General features: G+C 42.8%; 19 protein-coding genes and 1 tRNA gene. 5 read left to right on the plus strand and 15 right to left on the minus strand.

The window, feature by feature from the left end; translation table 11 throughout:
• The first annotated feature begins 56 nt into the window (after window positions 1-56).
• Entirely contained in the window at window positions 57-1,670 is a 1,614-nt protein-coding gene (locus H8796_RS01670) for an IS66 family transposase (protein ID WP_117932118.1), read from the plus strand.
• Between the two features lie 224 nt (window positions 1,671-1,894).
• Here H8796_RS01670 and H8796_RS01675 read toward each other — a convergent pair whose 3' ends face one another.
• The 4 genes from H8796_RS01675 to metA are packed head-to-tail and all read right to left on the minus strand — an operon-like array spanning window position 1,895 to window position 6,347.
• The gene (locus H8796_RS01675) at window positions 1,895-2,422 is read right to left on the minus strand and encodes a GNAT family N-acetyltransferase (protein WP_187343983.1); all 528 of its coding nucleotides are present in this window, start codon (window positions 2,420-2,422) and stop codon (window positions 1,895-1,897) included.
• A 39-nt stretch (window positions 2,423-2,461) separates the two neighbouring features.
• Window positions 2,462-3,607 carry a zinc ribbon domain-containing protein gene (locus H8796_RS01680; RefSeq protein WP_187343915.1) on the minus strand — a complete coding sequence of 382 codons (1,146 nt, stop codon included), beginning with the start codon at window positions 3,605-3,607 and terminating at the stop codon, window positions 2,462-2,464.
• Complete coding sequence (locus tag H8796_RS01685) at window positions 3,604-5,433, minus strand: U32 family peptidase (protein WP_117937842.1); 1,830 nt, start codon at window positions 5,431-5,433, stop codon at window positions 3,604-3,606. Before H8796_RS01685 ends, H8796_RS01680 begins: the two co-directional genes overlap by 4 nt.
• A complete protein-coding gene (gene metA, locus H8796_RS01690; RefSeq protein ID WP_032854763.1) occupies window positions 5,430-6,347 on the minus strand; it encodes a homoserine O-succinyltransferase in 918 nt (305 codons plus the stop codon). The genes H8796_RS01685 and metA overlap by 4 nt, the downstream gene beginning before the upstream one ends.
• A 180-nt stretch (window positions 6,348-6,527) precedes the next feature.
• On the opposite strand from metA, the gene H8796_RS01695 reads away from it, so the two are divergent.
• Window positions 6,528-6,698 (plus strand): DUF362 domain-containing protein, encoded by a 171-nt coding sequence (locus H8796_RS01695; RefSeq protein WP_002559159.1) that lies wholly within the window; start codon window positions 6,528-6,530, stop codon window positions 6,696-6,698.
• A 238-nt stretch (window positions 6,699-6,936) separates the two neighbouring features.
• Here the strand turns inward: H8796_RS01695 and H8796_RS01700 are convergent, their stop codons facing one another.
• The 4 genes from H8796_RS01700 to H8796_RS01715 form a co-directional block, all read right to left on the minus strand.
• Entirely contained in the window at window positions 6,937-8,130 is a 1,194-nt protein-coding gene (locus H8796_RS01700) for a pyridoxal phosphate-dependent aminotransferase (protein WP_004323563.1), read from the minus strand.
• A gap of 82 nt (window positions 8,131-8,212) precedes the next feature.
• Complete coding sequence (locus H8796_RS01705; RefSeq protein ID WP_004299085.1) at window positions 8,213-9,430, minus strand: bifunctional 3,4-dihydroxy-2-butanone-4-phosphate synthase/GTP cyclohydrolase II; 1,218 nt, start codon at window positions 9,428-9,430, stop codon at window positions 8,213-8,215.
• 5 nt (window positions 9,431-9,435) lie between these two features.
• Window positions 9,436-11,334, minus strand: a complete 1,899-nt coding sequence (locus H8796_RS01710; protein WP_117937844.1) for an LptF/LptG family permease — start codon at window positions 11,332-11,334, stop codon at window positions 9,436-9,438.
• Between the two features lie 76 nt (window positions 11,335-11,410).
• On the minus strand, window positions 11,411-11,797 hold the full coding sequence (locus H8796_RS01715; RefSeq protein ID WP_008999058.1) for an START-like domain-containing protein: 387 nt from the start codon (window positions 11,795-11,797) through the stop codon (window positions 11,411-11,413).
• Between the two features lie 223 nt (window positions 11,798-12,020).
• On the opposite strand from H8796_RS01715, the gene H8796_RS01720 reads away from it, so the two are divergent.
• A tRNA-Met gene (locus H8796_RS01720) sits at window positions 12,021-12,097 on the plus strand.
• Window positions 12,098-12,329: 232 nt separating this feature from the next.
• Here H8796_RS01720 and H8796_RS01725 read toward each other — a convergent pair.
• The 3 genes from H8796_RS01725 to H8796_RS01735 form a co-directional block, all read right to left on the minus strand.
• Window positions 12,330-12,839 carry a hypothetical protein gene (locus H8796_RS01725; protein ID WP_117937846.1) on the minus strand — a complete coding sequence of 170 codons (510 nt, stop codon included), beginning with the start codon at window positions 12,837-12,839 and terminating at the stop codon, window positions 12,330-12,332.
• A 4-nt stretch (window positions 12,840-12,843) separates the two neighbouring features.
• Window positions 12,844-12,990 (minus strand): hypothetical protein, encoded by a 147-nt coding sequence (locus tag H8796_RS01730; protein ID WP_187343916.1) that lies wholly within the window; start codon window positions 12,988-12,990, stop codon window positions 12,844-12,846.
• Window positions 12,991-13,223: 233 nt separating this feature from the next.
• On the minus strand, window positions 13,224-13,601 hold the full coding sequence (locus tag H8796_RS01735) for a hypothetical protein (RefSeq protein ID WP_117937850.1): 378 nt from the start codon (window positions 13,599-13,601) through the stop codon (window positions 13,224-13,226).
• A 173-nt stretch (window positions 13,602-13,774) separates the two neighbouring features.
• Here H8796_RS01735 and H8796_RS01740 point away from each other — a divergent pair, with 173 nt between their 5' ends.
• Both H8796_RS01740 and H8796_RS01745 read left to right on the plus strand, forming a co-directional pair.
• Window positions 13,775-14,023, plus strand: a complete 249-nt coding sequence (locus H8796_RS01740; RefSeq protein ID WP_117937852.1) for a helix-turn-helix domain-containing protein — start codon at window positions 13,775-13,777, stop codon at window positions 14,021-14,023.
• 1 nt (window position 14,024) lies between these two features.
• Window positions 14,025-14,603 carry an ORF6N domain-containing protein gene (locus tag H8796_RS01745; RefSeq protein WP_117937854.1) on the plus strand — a complete coding sequence of 193 codons (579 nt, stop codon included), beginning with the start codon at window positions 14,025-14,027 and terminating at the stop codon, window positions 14,601-14,603.
• Window positions 14,604-15,007: 404 nt separating this feature from the next.
• Here H8796_RS01745 and H8796_RS01750 read toward each other — a convergent pair whose 3' ends face one another.
• The 4 genes from H8796_RS01750 to H8796_RS01765 form a co-directional block, all read right to left on the minus strand.
• Entirely contained in the window at window positions 15,008-15,397 is a 390-nt protein-coding gene (locus H8796_RS01750; RefSeq protein WP_187343917.1) for a hypothetical protein, read from the minus strand.
• 119 nt (window positions 15,398-15,516) lie between these two features.
• Window positions 15,517-16,305 carry a phage antirepressor KilAC domain-containing protein gene (locus H8796_RS01755; protein ID WP_117937856.1) on the minus strand — a complete coding sequence of 263 codons (789 nt, stop codon included), beginning with the start codon at window positions 16,303-16,305 and terminating at the stop codon, window positions 15,517-15,519.
• 2 nt (window positions 16,306-16,307) lie between these two features.
• On the minus strand, window positions 16,308-16,643 hold the full coding sequence (locus H8796_RS01760) for a hypothetical protein (RefSeq protein ID WP_117937858.1): 336 nt from the start codon (window positions 16,641-16,643) through the stop codon (window positions 16,308-16,310).
• A 50-nt stretch (window positions 16,644-16,693) separates the two neighbouring features.
• Window positions 16,694-17,866, minus strand: coding sequence for a hypothetical protein (locus H8796_RS01765; RefSeq protein WP_117937860.1), 1,173 nt, complete (start codon window positions 17,864-17,866; stop codon window positions 16,694-16,696).
• Window positions 17,867-17,882: the final 16 nt, after the last annotated feature.

Consider the following 17,882-nt stretch of genomic DNA (forward strand, 5'->3'; position numbering starts at 1 on the left):
AAGCCGTACAGGTTTATTTTGATAACTTTGCCACATAATAAAAAAGTGGATATGCAGTGAAAGAACCAGTCATTACCTTTACTTTGGAAGAGTACGAAGAGTTGCGCAAGGAACGTGAACGTCTTGAAAAGGAACATGCGGAACTTCAGAGAAAATACGCAGCCTCTTTGCAGGAGTATTCCCGCCAAGTTGAGGAAATCTCAGCCTGTACAGCCGTCATTGCTGACCTGAGATGGAAATTGGCTGATTTGACACGCCGTTTATGGGGTAAATCCAGTGAAAAACGTCATCTTCCCGAAGATGCCAACCAATTGAGCATCTGTTTTGAATCTCCGTCCGATGTCAATGACCCGGTAGCGGAGGAGCAGAAAACGGCTGAGAAATCTGCCCGGTCGGAGAATGGTTACAATCGTTTCCGTAAGAGCTTCACCCAAAAGATTACTCCCCACGCCCGTAAGCCCATCGATCCGTCCCTTCCCCGTGAAGAAATCATCATTCCCATGCCGGAAGGTCTTTCTCTGGAGGGAGCGACGAAGCTGGGGGAGGAAGTGAGCGAACAATATGCCGTCAGCCCTGCCCGATTCTATGTGAGACGCATCATCCGTCCTAAATACCGGCTTGCCGACGGTCGTATCATAACTGCTCCCATGCCCGTAATGGCACACCCTCACAGCAATGCCTCGGAGAGTGTACTGTCCCACATTGCCACCGCCAAATATTACGATCACCTGCCTCTGCACAGACAGCTGGACATTTTTGAGCGTGAAGGCATCCATCTGAGTCCTTCCACCGTAAGTAACTGGATGATGGCTGCCGCACAGCGTTTGGAGCCGATCTACAATGAGCTTCGTGAACTGGTTAAGGACAGTTATTACGTCATGGCCGATGAGACGCCCCACCCCGTACTTGAAAGCGACCGACCCGGTGCTCTTCATCGCGGGTATATGTGGAACTTCTATCTGCCCCGGTTTCATACCCCCTTCTTTGAATATCACAAGGGGCGTGGCAGCAGCGGAATAGACACACTGCTGGCAGGACAGGTCCGCGTGGTACAGAGTGACGGCTTTGCAGTATATGACGAGTTCGACACGCTACCCGGAAAGTTGCACTTGTGCTGTTGGGCACACGTCAGGCGCAAGTTTGTGGAAGCGGAAGGAAATGACCCTCCCAGAGCAAGGTATGCACTTGAACAAATAGGCAGACTGTATGCTGTGGAGGAGGAAATCAGGATAGAACATCTGGAAGGCGAGGCTGTAGTAAAGCTTCGCCGGGAAAAATCGTACCCTATTATCAAAGGACTGGAAAAATGGTGCAAAGAGGAATATGAACATACGGTCGATAAATCGCCTGTTGCCAAGGCCATATTCTATATGTACACACGCTTTGAACAACTGTCCGGATATGTCAATGATGCACAGTTCTGCATTGATAATAATCCGGTGGAGCGTTCTATTAGACCGTTGACTGTAAACAGAAAAAATACACTCTTCTCCGGATCGCATGAGGCAGCACACGCAGCGGCAATATTCTTTTCACTGATGGGATGTTGCAGGGAAAATAAGGTGAACCCAAAACTATGGATGCAGGACGTGGTGATTAGAGTACAGGATAAAGAAAGAGAAGAGAAAAACGACTACTCCGATTTACTGCCATTTAATTGGAAAGGATAAACAAGAAAGGTTTATAAAGTCAAAAGCCAGACGTACTCCGTCTGGCTTTTGACTTTATAAGAGTTTGGAGAGAATACGCACGAGACCGAATGCTTACCATCTTAACATAACTATACCGGCACCTTACCGGAACTTTATCAATGCTTCGGCATTAGTTTACCTACTGCTTAATATCAGTTTGCTTATACCTAAGACTGCTTCGTCCATAATCCAACGTACCTGACCTATACTACAGTACGATCAGATTCCTCCACCCCACCATGCAAACGCTTCATCTGATAGGCAATACGCTCCGTCCCATTCTTTACATAAATGATGCCGCAACGTTGAAAGCCATACTTCGTCAGTATGTGCTGCATGACCTTATTATCCCGATGAGTATCTACCCGGACATTAGGCCAACGTTGAAAACACCAGTCCAGACAAGTTTCCGACACCCCTTTCTGCTTTCCGTTCGTTGCCAACCGGTGAATCACTCCATAAGGTTCGTCATTGAGCCATGCACCTTCATAAATCTGTTGGTAAGTAGGATCTTCTCCCAAGATGAAACAAAAAGTTCCCAAGATTTCTCCTTGTTCATCGATACAGACAAAGCTATGACCGTCTTCAATCTCCTGACAGATCAATGCTTCCGACGGATAACCGTCAATCCACTGGGTCGTATTCCCGGTTGCACGCATAAAGGCACGGGCATAGTCATAAATCTCCATCACTAAAGGGAGATCTTTTATTTCGGTAGACCTGATTTCCATCATTTGAAAAGTTATTCAGAAATAAAACAGATAATAAAATCACTCGTTAATCGCTCCACAATGGGGGCATATACCTTTCTCTTTCAGTTTCTCCCCGCAATGTCCGCAACGATACTTATACCCAATGTTCCGATAGACCTTCTTCGCAAAAACCAAAATAAAAAAGGCCAGGAATAGATAACCGATATAGATATGTGTCATCAGGATAAAGAAGAAATAACAGAAAATACAGCAAGACATCAGTCCCAGCAGATAAAAGATAGCTGCAGCGGGAGTCAACTGCCGGAACAAATCATCCAACACCGCCAAAGCGACTATCAGAAACAACCAGATACTCAACAGAAAAGCAGAGAGAATGAAAGGGACTTTGAACGGCGACAAAGTTGGATTGAAATAAAAATGTTCCCACGTTTCCGGTACAAAGACCTGCATTGATTCGTAAATCGTTGCACTGAAAGCCATCAATAAACAAAGAAACAGGGGATAAACACTGTCAATATCATTAAAATAAACCATCTGCAACTGCTTCCGACGGAAAGCGCGAAACAAATAAGCTCCTACGAACAAAGCGAAAATAACCACAAAATAAGAGGCATGCGTATCACTGAAAAGATGAATAGCCTGCGAAATACTATCAGTCGGTGCAAATGACTTCTTGAGTTCTTTCTCACGTATCCAACCCTGTTCATCTTGTGTATGTGCCAGTTTCACCCAAATGCTGTCTACACTATCGGCAGGATGAACCGCAAACTCTGCAACCACTACCCTATCCCCCCTATTCAACTGAATAAAAGTATCTTTTATCGGGAGGCATTCCAAAGAGATGGAATCATCGACTACTTCCAAGTTTGTATTCCATGTATAATGGCGTTCATACAGGTAAGTCAGCGAATCCTTTGTTTTCTTCGACAGCTCCTCCGAATCCAGGGCAGGCGTTTTATAATAACAAGACGAAAGCAGGAACAGACACAATAGCAAGCTCATGACAGACTTCACCACAGAGAATGCAGAGAACACAGAGTTACTATAAGACACGGATGACATAGAAGACACAGAGAATATGGAGAAAAGTTTTCCATTTCTCTTCCACAAACCGTTCAATCGACCGATTCCGGAAGGATGAGTTGAAACGTTGTCTCCTCTACGTCCTCTGTGACGAATAATTCCGTGATTAATTATCCTCATTGTGCCGCCTTTACTTTCATTTGACAATTCTTACAATCAAATTCCAAACGAAAACGTTTGCTGTCATTCGACACCAGATAATAGGGCTCTTTATAAGGCGAACGTATCCGTTGATGGATAGGACACCAGCCCATGCTATAGCGCAAACAATGTTTGCAGAACATCAGTACCGCATCTTCCACTGCTTCTTTTTCGTACGCTGCCGCTACCTGTTGTACTCCATGTTCCTGATAGAAAGAAGCTGCACGGGTGTTCATTACATTTCCCAGATAGGTTAATGTCGTTTGTGGGAAAGCATGACTTGTTGGCTTCCATACTGCCAATTCCTGACGATAATTGATTCGACGGGCAGTTATTAACTGGTCGACTGCCTGTCTGCGGAAATCGGCTAACACTGAAGCCGGCAGAAACCAGTTCCCGGTAAAGGATATTTCTATTTCTTTTGCTTCAAAAGGTGTATTCCCCAGTTTGGACAGTTGCATTTTCAGATTGTCCGTCTGTGGAGTCCGGGCAAGTTCTTTCTCACGAGGGAGGGTGATTGTTACACTATTATCATCTTCGTCAGTCAATGTCAGAGAGAAACCGAAATTGTTGTCGGCAAGTAAGATTTTCACTGCGATCTTCCTTTCTGCAGATTTGCGGGAAAGGATTCGCTCAAATTCCTGGTCGAAATTACGATACAGTGTAGTGCGGGGTTTGATACGGGGCATTTCTTGTGGATAGAGTTTGTTGCTGTCCACCCGGTTGATGCGGAAACCCTGCAAACGTCCCTGTTCGTCGATATAGCAAACACCGTCTCCATTGTTAAAGGATTTCAGTCCGGCAACTGTCAGATAGTTGCCCCGGGCCTCCTTCATGGTTCCCATCTCTTCGCCCAGCGATTTAGGAGTGTCGAAAGAGAATATCTCTTTATCACGTCCGTGCAAGAAATAATGCGTAAACCCACGACTGAAGCTCTTGTCGAGTTGTGGTTTAAATTCGAAACTACACGTACCCGAAGAAGCACGTACATATTCCGGACGACGGGCAAAGATTGCATCCAGCTTCTGACGATAAGCAGCCGTTACATTCTTCACATAAGATACGTCTTTCAGTCGTCCCTCTATTTTGAATGAAGAAGCTCCGGCATCCAGTAGTTGCTCCAGTTCGTCGCTTTGATTCATATCTTTCAGGGAAAGCAGATGTTTGTCTTTGACAATCACTTTCCCGTCTACATCTACCAGACTAAAAGGTAGACGGCAGAATTGTGCACACTCTCCACGATTGGCACTACGACCGAAACAGGCTTGACTAACATAGCACTGCCCACTATAGCTGACACAAAGCGCCCCATGTACAAATACTTCCAAAGGCACTTCCGGACAACTTTCATGAATCTTCTTTATTTCACGCAACGATAACTCCCGCGCCAACACCACTTGACGGAAACCTGCTTCCCTAAGGAATTTCACTTTTTCCGGCGTACGGTTGTCCATTTGCGTACTGGCATGAAGCGGTATCGGAGGAAGGTTCAGTTTCGTGATTCCCATATCCTGTACAATCAGTGCATCGACACCAATCCGATAAAGTGCATGAATCATCTCCTCCGTCTCTTTCAACTCCTCTTCTTTCAGAATCGTATTGACCGTGACATAAATACGTGCATTATACAAATGAGCGTGCTGCACCAATGCTTCAATATCTTCCAATGAGTTCACAGCTGCCGCACGGGCACCGAATTTCGGAGCACCGATATATACAGCATCTGCACCATGGTTGATAGCTTCAATACCACATTCCAAGTTTTTCGCCGGAGCGAGAAGTTCTATTTTACGCTGCTTTATCATTTAATATCATTGATGTTGTAAGGTGTTTCCTGATAAACAAAGTAGTTCAACCAGTTGGAGAACAACAAATTGGCATGAGCACGCCAACGTACCAACGGGCCTTTTTCAGGATCATCGTCTATATAATAATTGCGAGGGATCTCTATTGGCAGGCCTTTATCCAAATCACGGCGGTATTCTGTATCCAGTGTCAGCGGAGAATATTCAGAGTGTCCCGTGACAAAGAACTCACGTCCGCCCCGTGCCATCGCCATATAGACACCGGCTTCTTTCGATTCGGAAAGCAACGTCAGTTCCGGAACTTTCAGAATATCTTCCCTGCGCACTTCCGTATGACGGCTATGAGGCACATAGAAACAATCGTCAAAACCACGGAAGATGGAATGGAAAGGTTCCAGTACGCGATGCTCAAAGATGCCGAACATCTTCTCTTCCAACGGATATTTTGGAACCCCATAATGATGATACAATCCGGCCTGCGCTGCCCAACATATATATAAGGTAGAAGTGACATGCGTACGTGCCCAATCAAAGATTTCCGTAATCTCATCCCAATAGGTCACTTCTTCGAAGTCCATCTGCTCTACAGGGGCTCCGGTGATAATCATACCATCATACTTCTCATGACGCATCTGATCGAAATCCGTATAGAACGTTTTCATGTGTTCTATCGGTGTATTCTTCGACGTGTGGCTCTTGATCTTCATAAACGAAATCTCCACCTGAAGAGGTGTATTCGAAAGTAAGCGCACCAAGTCTGTTTCCGTTGTAATCTTCAACGGCATCAGGTTCAGAATCACAATCCGTAGCGGACGAATATCTTGCTGCGTAGCGCGGGAAGTGTCGATCACAAAAATATTTTCTTCCTTCAAAAGCTCTATCGCAGGTAGTTTATCGGGTAAATTTAAAGGCATAATCGCTATATATTAGTAATTTGAGTGCAAAAATACGAAAAATATAGCAGATTATAGGGAGGTTGCTTATTTAGAAGACGTACAAATTAAGTCAATTTAATCATCGAAGCATAACAACCAATCAATAAAAGCCTTATTTTTGCCGAAGAAATTAGTACTAATAATTTAAATCTTAGAAAAATGGCTTACGTAATTAGTGACGATTGTATTGCTTGCGGAACTTGTATCGACGAGTGTCCGGTAGAAGCTATCTCTGAAGGTGATATCTATTCTATCAACCCAGATGTATGTACTGACTGTGGTACTTGCGCAGACGTTTGTCCGTCTGAAGCAATTCACCCGGCTGAATAATACAAGCTACAAAAAATGTATAGGCTGCTTTCTACGGAAGGCAGCCTTTTTTTTCACCACAGAGGACGCAGAGGACACAGAGAAGAAACAATGAAAGGATGTGTCACCACCCTTATAAATTAGAAATCCCCCTTGCCACAAATGGTTTGTAGCAAGGGGGATTCCACTGAAAGGAGAGTTGCGACACATCTCCCAAACTATTTAACTCTGTGTCCTCTGCGTCCTCTGTGATGAACTCTTATTTCAATTTAGCCAATGCTTCCTTGATACGACGGATAGCCTCTACGATATTTTCATCGCTTGTAGCATAACTCATGCGGATACATTCAGGAGCACCAAAAGAGGTACCACCTACACAAGCCACGTGAGCTTCTTCAAGTAAGTACATTGCCAAGTCATCCGAATCTGCAATCTTACGTTCGCCGTTGCTCTTTCCAAAGAAAGTATCACATTTCGGGAACAAGTAGAAAGCACCTTGCGGAACGTTTACTTCAAATCCCGGAACTTCTTTAGCCAACTTCACAATCAGGTCACGACGACGTTCGAATGCTTTCTGCATTTCTTTTACCGGTTCTTGTGTTCCTGTATATGCAGCTTCAGCAGCTTTTTGAGAAACAGAGCAAGGACCTGAAGTGTACTGACCTTGCAACTTGTTGCAAGCTTTTACAATCCATTCCGGACCGGCAATAAAACCGATTCTCCATCCTGTCATAGCATACGCTTTGGATACACCGTTTACAATCACTGTACGTTCCTTCATTTCAGGGAATTGAGCGATACTTTGATGTGCGCCGATGTAATTGATATGTTCGTAAATCTCGTCAGCGATTACGATTACCTGCGGATGTTTAGCCAATACAGCAGACAGTCCGGCCAATTCTTCTTTTGTATATACAGAACCTGTCGGGTTGGACGGAGAACAAAGAATCAACGCTTTCGTTTTCGGAGTAATAGCAGCTTCCAGCTGTTCCGGAGTAATCTTGAAATCTTGTTCAATACCTGCTGAAACGATAACAGGAGTACCTTCTGCCATTTTCACCATTTCCGGGTAGCTTACCCAGTAAGGAGCCGGAACGATTACTTCGTCACCCGGATTTACCAATACAAGAATCGTATTACAAACAGATTGTTTTGCACCATTTGCACACGAAATCTGGGCGGCTGTATATTCAAGACCGTTTTCTTTTTTCAGTTTCTCAACAATAGCATTGCGCAAAGCCGGATAGCCCGGTACCGGAGAGTAGCGGGAAAAGTTATCATCTATGGCTTTTTTCGCAGCTTCTTTGATGTGGTCAGGAGTATTAAAATCAGGTTCTCCTACACTTAAGTTAATAACATCAACGCCTTGTGCCTTGAGCTCGTTGCTCTTTTGAGACATGGCAAGCGTCGCCGACGGCGACAAGCTGTTCAAACGATCTGATAATTGATTCATTTTGTATCTATTTTATTGTTGTTGAGTGAAAATCGCTGCAAAATAAGCGATAATATTTGATATATGAAAACAAAATGGCAATTTACTTATTAAAATGTAAAGTATGCCCCATTCTTTCTTTCTTTGTTCTCAAGTATCGCTCATTATACGGATTAGGAACTGTTTCAACAGGCACGTTTTCTACAATCTCCAATCCATAGGCTTCCAAACCAACACGTTTTACCGGATTATTTGTCAAAAGTCTCATTTTGTGTACTCCCAGCTCACGAAGGATCTGTGCACCTACTCCATAATCACGTTCGTCAGCAAGATGTCCTAAGCAAATATTCGCATCAACGGTATCCATACCGTCTTCCTGGAGCTTGTATGCTTTCATTTTTTCCATCAGACCGATGCCGCGTCCTTCCTGATTGAGATAAACCACTACACCTTTTCCTTCTTTTTCGATCATTTCCATCGCTTTATGCAACTGTTCGCCACAGTCACAACGCTGCGAACCAAGGATATCTCCTGTAGCACAAGATGAGTGGACACGTACCAGGATAGGTTCGTCTTCACTCCACGTACCTTTAAATATAGCCATGTGCTCCAATCCGTTTGATTTCTGGCGGAAAGGAATCAGACGGAACATCCCGTGTTCAGTAGGCATGTTTACTTCCACTCCTTTTTCCACAATGGATTCCTGTTTCAAACGATAGACAATCAGGTCATGAATAGAGATCAGTTTCAGTCCATGTTCATCTGCCATCTGGCGGAGTTCGGGCAAGCGTGCCATTGTTCCATCTTCACTCATGATTTCCATCAAGGCACCTGCCGGGTAAAGTCCTGCCAGACGAGCCATGTCAATCGTAGCTTCCGTATGTCCGGCACGACGAAGCACTCCTTTTTCTTGTGCATACAACGGATTGATGTGTCCGGGACGACCGAAGGTTGCCGGTGTAGAAGTAGGATCGGCCAACGCCTGAATAGTAGCGGCACGATCGGAAGCAGAAACACCTGTTGTACAGCCTTCCAGTTTGTCAATGGTAACCGTAAAAGGAGTTCCCAACACGGAAGTATTGTCACTTACCTGATGCGGCAAATCCAACTCCTTGCAACGAGACACTGTGACAGGTGCACAAAGCACCCCACGCGCATGTTTCAACATGAAATTCACTTTCTCGGGAGTTATCTTTTCAGCGGCAATAATCAAGTCGCCTTCGTTTTCGCGGTCTTCATCATCCACTACTATGACAAACTTGCCTTCTTTGAAGTCGGCAATCGCATCTTCTATTCTATCCATTTTAATAGTCTCTTTCATAACACTTATTTATTGATTTTCTGTATGATGAATTGAATTTGTTCGTTGTTCTTTATAATCCGTTCCATATCCTTAGCCAGACGAACGCGGAACGCCCAAATGCGGAAATAGAAAAATAAACCGATAGGGAAAATGACTCCGGCTACCAAATTCAACCAATATATATGAAACGGGCGCACATGAGCAGAAACGGAAATAACCGGATAATTGTTTAATGCACCGATCAAAGTGGCCGATTTCGTATTGGACATTTCTTCAACCAACGCTTCCAGCTTTTCATTGATAGCCATTACTTCGTTGTCATCCTCGCTCGACATCCACAATTTAAAATAATTCGGTGCTTTTTCCAATCGTTTCCTGGCAGCATACGCTCTGCACTCTGCAGTAAGTTGTTCCAAATCACCGGTCAGACGTGCGTAATCAGGATCATGGATAATCACTTCTTTCTTAAATATATGGCGTACACTACGGATTCCCACAATCTTCTTGAACCAGTTGATATAGGCATCTGCATTAAGCACCACAGAGTCCTTATTCGATTTATAGGTAAGGAAAACTCCTAATGGGGCAAGGACCGCACTACTTGTCCACATTCCCATCCATACTATCCACTTACCGTCACGGGCCATTTTATATCCTGTATTATCAATGATATAGTAAATGATAAATACCAACACGGATACAATTACCGGCATTCCGAGACCTCCTTTGCGGATAATTCCGCCCAATGGAGCTCCGATAAAGAAGAACAGCAGACAAGAGAGTGAAATCGTTATCTTCTTATGCCATTCGGTCTTATGCTTGCGAATACTATAATCGTTGTTCTCCATCGTGAATTTCTTGAACCCAAGATCGTTGGCCACATTCTCCGCCCGACTGACAGCAGAAGAAAGCACCTTCTGTTTCTGCGTTAAAGAGGCTACCTCGTAAAGGCTGTCCACGTTATATTCATGTATATCCGCCTTTTCTATTTTGACCGTATCTTCCTTTGTCAATCCATAAGAAGCGCGGAAATTCCCTTCTGCCACTTCCCTGTAATATTGTCGTCCGATACTATCTCCCACTACCGTCATTGAGTCTATAGAGCTTTGCAACTGCGCCATATCCTTAGCACTGGACTGCTTGCCCATAATTTCACCATCAACCATATTGAAATCGGAGTTAAATTCAATAATGCTATGTTTCTCCCGGAATTCCTCACGCCGATAGGGCACATTCTCCGATTTCATACTTTGTGCCCTCAAATTCTCAAATAAATCTCCGCTATACAAATGCAACCAAAGATGCTGCTTATCCGCTGTCATCTCTAAACGTCCGGAATCAGCATATATAATACGTGCTTTCTCAAACCCATCTTTCATACTATAAATCAGCACATCATATAGCATACCGGTCTTCCGGTTCTTCTTGGCAACCTTTAAATTATAATCCTTTATTTCAGAATAGAAAACTCCTTCCGGAATATCCAACTCCGGAGATTTCTGTTTCATCGAAAGAATCAGGGTTCCCAGCTTAGCCTGGGCGATAGGACCAACAACATTTTGGAAATAGAATGAGACACCGACAAGTCCGCAAACAAAGAAAGCGAGCGGACGCATGATTTTAAGTAGAGAAATACCCGCAGCTTTCATTGCAAGTAATTCATAACGCTCGCCAAAGTTACCGAAAGTAATCAAAGAAGCCAGTAACACTGCCAATGGCAACGATACTGGCACTAATGTTAATGCGGAATAAAAGAAGAATTGAGCCATAACGCTCATCTCCAACCCTTTTCCGACCAATTCGTCTACATATCTCCACAGGAACTGCATCATGAATATGAACAGACAGATGAAGAATGTACCAATAAAGAGCATCAAAAAACTCTTTACGATGAATATATCTAATTTCTTTATGCGTAGCATCTTAATAGGTTCGTGCAATTAGGATGCAAAATTAGCACAAAAAAAGGAGCATCGAAAATTTTTAGTTGAAAGTTAACTAAAAACCACAAGTTCTTCTTAATTTAGCTACTTGCGACTCCCACAATTCTTTCATATCGGCTACTTCATCCGGCTCTGCGAAATCGGTAATTTCCAACACATAGTCACTAGTCAGCTCATTATAAGTCATCTTGATTTCAAAATAATCGCGTTCGTTTTCATCATCCTGCCAACGGAAACGGATAAAAGAGAAAGAGCGAATGGCAATAATCTCTGCTTTCCTCTGTTCTGTCTTGCCCCAATGAAACTCTACTATTTTATCGTCAGAAATAACTTTGTCTGCAAACCAGTCCTCCAACCCGGTCGGTGTACTAATAGCTCCCCAAAGAATATTTTTAGACGTTGCATTCAACAAATACTCCAAATGAATCTTTTCCTTTTTCATAGCAATTTCGAATTGTTTTTACGTGTGCCAAGATAAATACTTTTTTCTAAATACGCTGCATAAATCAGACACTTTATTAATTATTCTTTCATTATCGGGCATCAAACTCCCTATTTATAGGGAAAATCAAGACCCGTATTAAAGAAAAAACACAAAAAAGTTATGAATTGTTTTGGAGATTATAAAAAATCATCTATCTTTGCACCCGCAATCGAGAAACGATGGCGGGATAGCTCAGCTGGTTAGAGCGCATGATTCATAATCATGAGGTCCCCGGTTCAATCCCGGGTCCCGCTACCAAAGATACCCGTTAAACCTCTGATACAGAGGTTTTTTCATTTAAACAGGTAGCCAAAGGGTAGCCAAAAACAACATAACTACTACTTTTGGTATATAAGAATAACCGTTTGGGAGGCTTCCACTCTTGGGCGGTTTTTTTATTTGTAGAACAACCAACAGACGCAAAAAAGAGGCTCACCGATCCGATTGCCTCTTACTAATTTATCCTTACTTTGATATACCACCTTTTATATTACCGAACAAATAACCGAACCTTTCCCGCTTCCTCTCTATCACCCGGCGTACTTCCAGTTCTTTCCTCACAGAACTTTCTAAACGCTTCGACATTCCCAGATGATAGAATAAATTCGGTCGCAAGTTCCTTCGCTGTCATTTCCTCGATTACTCGCCTACGTAAACGCCTCATCTCTGCATCTTGATTAACCACCCGATAAAACAAACCTTGCGCCTCTATAACGTTATTATATCCCTGTAATATTAGATTGTGTATTTCGTCGTATGGATTATCAAACCCCGCCAACATAATAGGGGTAATGTCACACGCCGCACTCATGCACTCTTTTTGGTGTGCTTTCCGGTTCTTCGTGAAACGTTCTAACCGCTCCTGTTGTAATTCGATTACACTCTCCTTAGTACAACCCATATAGCCGCCGTTTGCTTCGCCTAGATGAATTGTGTTTCTATCAAGTTGCATACCTTTCACTGGGCGACCGTCCGCGTCCAAAATTACTACTTCTTCCATGATTTTATATTTTAGATGTGAATAAATCGAGTTTGTAAGATGAGGCTACACACAACGCAAGCCCCGTTATATTCGGCGCGGCTGTATCCGCTTCCGTAGCAAATAGCAGGATCGCACCCGCTATTAATCCGAGTATATAGATCGCTTTCATAGTGAATAACTTAATAATTCGGTTTGTATACTAAGTAACTTCATTATGTTGGGAGTAAGCAGACCGGAACGAATTACGCCGTTATCTTCCCGTAGATACCCGAATAGATTTCTAATAATTCCCGCATTTGCTAAGTTCGCCTCGCAACTAACTGTTATTCGCCACATACCCGAATCCTGTTTAATACTGATCTCTAATTCTTTCATTTGAATATGTATTTAGTTCGTTAATAATCAATCACCGCAATAATTCCCCCATCCACTAAAAGATGAATAATGATCGCCACGACCGTAACCGTATGCCAGACATTCAGCCTCAACCTTTGCGGCACGTTCTGCACGTTCGCGCTTTGCGGCTTCTACTTCCATTGCGATACGTTCGGCTGTCTCTGATTCGATACGAGCGATACGGGCGGCTAGTTCCTGCGCTTCTTGTTTCTTCGCTTCGTGGTATGCGATTGTTTCGGCGCGGCGGTCTGCTATTTCTTTGTTGAACTTGGCAACTTTCCAAGCCTTTTTCAGTGCTTCCGAGAAGGTCGGGTACTTTTCCGGTCTAAACTTTCTCATCGTGTGAGCTGATTTCATTATTTCGCTTAAATTGTATCGTTTCATATTGCGTGATATTTAATGTTACTTTGATATTACAAAAGTAACGTTTAATATCACAACATCAAAGTATAAGAAAGAAAATAATTGATATTTAACGTTACTTAATATAGATATTCGTGATAACATACGATACATTGTTGTATATTTGTGCCAGTAACATTTAATATCACATTAATATGAATCTAAGAGTTAAAGAAATTTGCAAGGAAAAAGGAATTACCATTCAAGAGCTTGCCGATAATATGGAAATGAAAAGGGAAAGTTTAAGCCGTGCTATTAACGGAAACCCCACTCTTGAAACCCTCGAAAAGATTGCTAGCGCTTTAGGCGTGAACATCTCGGAGCTATTCGACCAACCAAAGAACAATACAGCCGGAATCACGTGCCCGCACTGCGGAAAAAATATCAATATCAAAATAGAATAAGATGAAACAACTCGAAGTAATACAAAGTAAGATTTACGACATACGCGGCTGTAAAGTGATGTTAGATTTTGATTTGGCGGAAATGTACGGAACGGAAACGAAGTATTTAAAGCGGTCGGTAAAGAATAACCTTAAACGGTTTCCTAGTGACTTCATGTTTGAACTAACAAAGGATGAATGGGATTCTTTAAGGTGCAATTTTAGCACCTTAAACGGTGGACGCGGTCAGCATCCTAAATATATGCCTTATGCTTTCACAGAACTAGGCGTTTCAATGCTTAGTAGTGTGCTCAACTCTGATTTAGCGATTGAGGTTAATATAAATATTATGCGTGCTTTCGTTGCGGTTCGCCAGTTACTGTTAAACCCGCCGACCGATCCAGTACGTGAACTCCAAAGCGAAGTCAAGGAACTAAAGGAGTACATCGAAGAAGTGTTTGCAGACTACAACGACATTAACGATGACACCCGGATGCAGTTAGAGTTAATCAATCAGACGTTAGCCGAATTACAGGCGCAAAAGGCTTTAGCAGATAAGCCGCGTAATCCTATCGGCTTCGTCACTCCAAAGAAGAAATAATAAATAGGCTGTCCGATTGGCTGTCTCATTGGCTGTCCGATTGGCTGTCCGATTGGCTGTAAATTTTACAGTAGTAGACGCGGTAGTCAGTAGCAAAGTACGAAAAAATCGTAGTAGGCTACTTTGGTGTAGGCTACCCGGTTGCCCGTTGGTTAGTTGTTGGTTGCTTCGTTGGTTGCATCGCGATTATAAAGCCTCATAACGAATGAATATTCAATCAGTTGCACCGATATTGCATTGGTTCATTTGTTGGTTGATTTGCGTTCCGTTTGCGTGTCTATTTGCGTCTCTATTGCTGTTTCCTTACTGTTTCCTCAATGCTCGCAAGGTTGATGTTATCTGATTGTATATCGTTCGTTTAAGGTGTTTCCTTACTGTTTCCTTTTGCGTACTCGTTTGCGTATCTATTTGCGTGTCGCCTGTCCCTTACCCTGTCCCTCAACCTGTCCCGAAAACTTCCAATCTAAGCCGGAAATATATTGAACTATAATAAGTTGAGACGGTTTCAGCCTGTCCCGTTTGCTGTCCCTTGACCTGTCCCGGATCGCTCCGTATTCAAACAGGAAGCGCCAGAGAATAGCAAACCGTTTCGAACTGATACACTTTTCTTCGTCTCGCTTGCTTGGTTCAGTTCGCTTTATGTTGCTACGCAAATACAAGCCCGTAGCGGAATAATCTTTCTTTGCGCGATAACTTGATAAGGCGGCGAAGCGTTCGGCTGTCTTGCGTCTCCGTATTCGGTGATGAACAATACAAAGCGGGTGCGAACGCTTCGAGTTATGGCAAGGGGGCACGATTTTTATTTTTTGACGCGACTCTGTGAAACCCACTTCACCCCATCTATTTACACGCGGGATATTTTTTTCGGGTGGGGGTGACCGTTGGGGGTGATAAAATTTATTGTTATCCATCTTTAGTTCAGTAGTTTATATGTCGTTCCTTGATATAAATTAATAATGAAAAAAGCTCCTTTTTCCGTCCAATACATGTGCTTTGCTGTTTTGGTTTCGCCTGTATCTGGGTCGGTGCGGGTGAATGTCTTATAGCCTTCTAATCCTTTTCCTCGAATATCAGAATAGAGAAAATATAAATCACCCTGTTTGTATTGTATTCCAGACCCACACAGGAAACTGTTTAATTTTCGGGCACTTATCCCTAATTCGGCGGCGATTACATTAGTTGCGATTAACTTAGACGAACGTAACACCGTATCGAAATACTCCGCTTTCGGTTGCATCGCTTCGCTTTGCGCACGGAGTAAAGCATTTTGTTCCTGCTCATTCTTTAGGGTGGATAGTAGTTGTATTAGGGCGTCCGGGTTTTGGAACATCTGCATGATCGTATCGGGCATCATATATGCGCCGTGTTTACGGATACTTGGCAAAACGTCCTCACATACCCAATCTTGAAATAATTCTGCATCCGGTAATTTGGATCGCATTATTAATCTGATAACGTCGCTCTCATTGATGAATGACATTTCTAAAACTTGATTGGTCGTTTTGCCATGTTGATTTGTTGTGCGGGCGACCCCGTCGCGCTTTACTACCCCTTTGCAATGCTTACTAATTGCGTCCCTAGTATTCGCGTATCCCAATGCTCGCGCCACATCTACAGCCGCAAATAAAGGTTCTCCGCTTTCACTTGTTGCGGTTCTTACTTCTCCGAATCTCTCGTTTTTGAAAATAGTAATCTCGTTCATAATTAATTTGATTTTAAATTGTGTTTACTGTTGTTTAAAGAATCGTTATTCATGGAGCGTTTCGGCTTCACATATTCAAAATGTCGTTCAGAGTTTGACAAATCGCCGAACATCATTTCTATTTCTTCCGGTACTGGTTCAATCTCTACATCATTGGCAGGATCGGCAACACGAAGGAAGCAGGATAAAATATACTGCATGATTTCGTAATTGCTTTTAAACTTGAACTTTTTGCGGATTTCGTCGAGTCGTTCCCATTGCTTCGGGTCAATACGTACCGGAACTTTCTTTGTTTCTCCCATTGCTTTGCGCCGTTCGGCTTTCTTTATTGCATCCATAGTTTTAATGTGTTATGTGTTAGTATTCGTTTTATCATTGTTATAAAGCCTCATCCTGTGTTGAGTTCAGCCGGATCGGGCGGTTTTCCTCTACATTTTCCGGTGTTTAAATAGGTGTCGTACTTTTTCGCATTGAATAAAGGCGGGTTGTTGGCGTTTGGTGGTGGTTCGTTTTCCGGTGATGAAAATGCAACCGAAACGCCCTTTATCTTAATTCCGTTTTGGTTGCACTTTTCACTATTTGATGAGGCATACAAAAACACCGTTTCGGTTTCACTTTTAGCATTTCGTTCCTGTTGGATATTGTTGTATTCATTTACTTTATTATCGGTAATCTCCTTTGCAAAAACGCCGTTTCGGTTGCATTTTTCGTTATCCATGTCTCGCAGATACTTACATTCTATTGAAATGAGATTTTTTAAATTCTCTTTTATCTGTGTAGCTCCGATCCGTTCGGCTAATGCAATAAACTTCTTTTTCATCCTGCATCGTTTAACCTTGTCAAATGCTTGCCAATCATCACCAAGAAATAACGCAAATAAATCTCGTTCTTTCTTGCTTAATCCTTCCAATGGTACAGCCTCAACAATTACAACATCTTCCAACGTATCGAGCAAAAGAGCCTCGAATCTTTCCCAAACATCAGCACTAAGCAAGTCGCCCAACATTGGCGTATAAATATGCTTTTTCTTTAAATATGTATTTGTTGCGCTTATCTCAATACGTAGAATACTATCAAAGCCCAGTACGCCGCACTGTTTTCCCTTATCGTATATTTTTAGCTTATACGAATCGGCTTCGTAGATAAGCCCTATCTTTCCTATTGGGGTAAATGAATAGCCCTTATACATTCTTATTGCTTTCAATATTCGTTGCGGATCATAGGGCAGTTTTAAATTTACACCAAATTCGACGCTATAAAGCCGCGTAATATCCGAATTAATCCCGTAGACTTTTTGCAATTCAGTAAACACACGGCACAAGTCAGACAGCCGGAAAGAATCGGCATTATGCAAACCGCCGTTAGCGTACTTATGTAGGCTTCCGTGTAAATTACATAATTTGCGGATTTCTCCCGTAGTTACGTCTACTCTGTCAGTGAAACCAAATATCAGCCCCTCAATGTTGATATAAACCGCTTTAGGGCTTATATCAACACCTAGTTTGTTGGCTAATTGGTGCACATCAAGGGCTAGACTACTTGTTTTAAAGCCGTCGATCATTGAATAAAATACGTGT

It is taken from the genome of Bacteroides sp. M10 (genome assembly GCF_014334015.1).
Lineage (GTDB): Bacteria > Bacteroidota > Bacteroidia > Bacteroidales > Bacteroidaceae > Bacteroides > Bacteroides intestinigallinarum.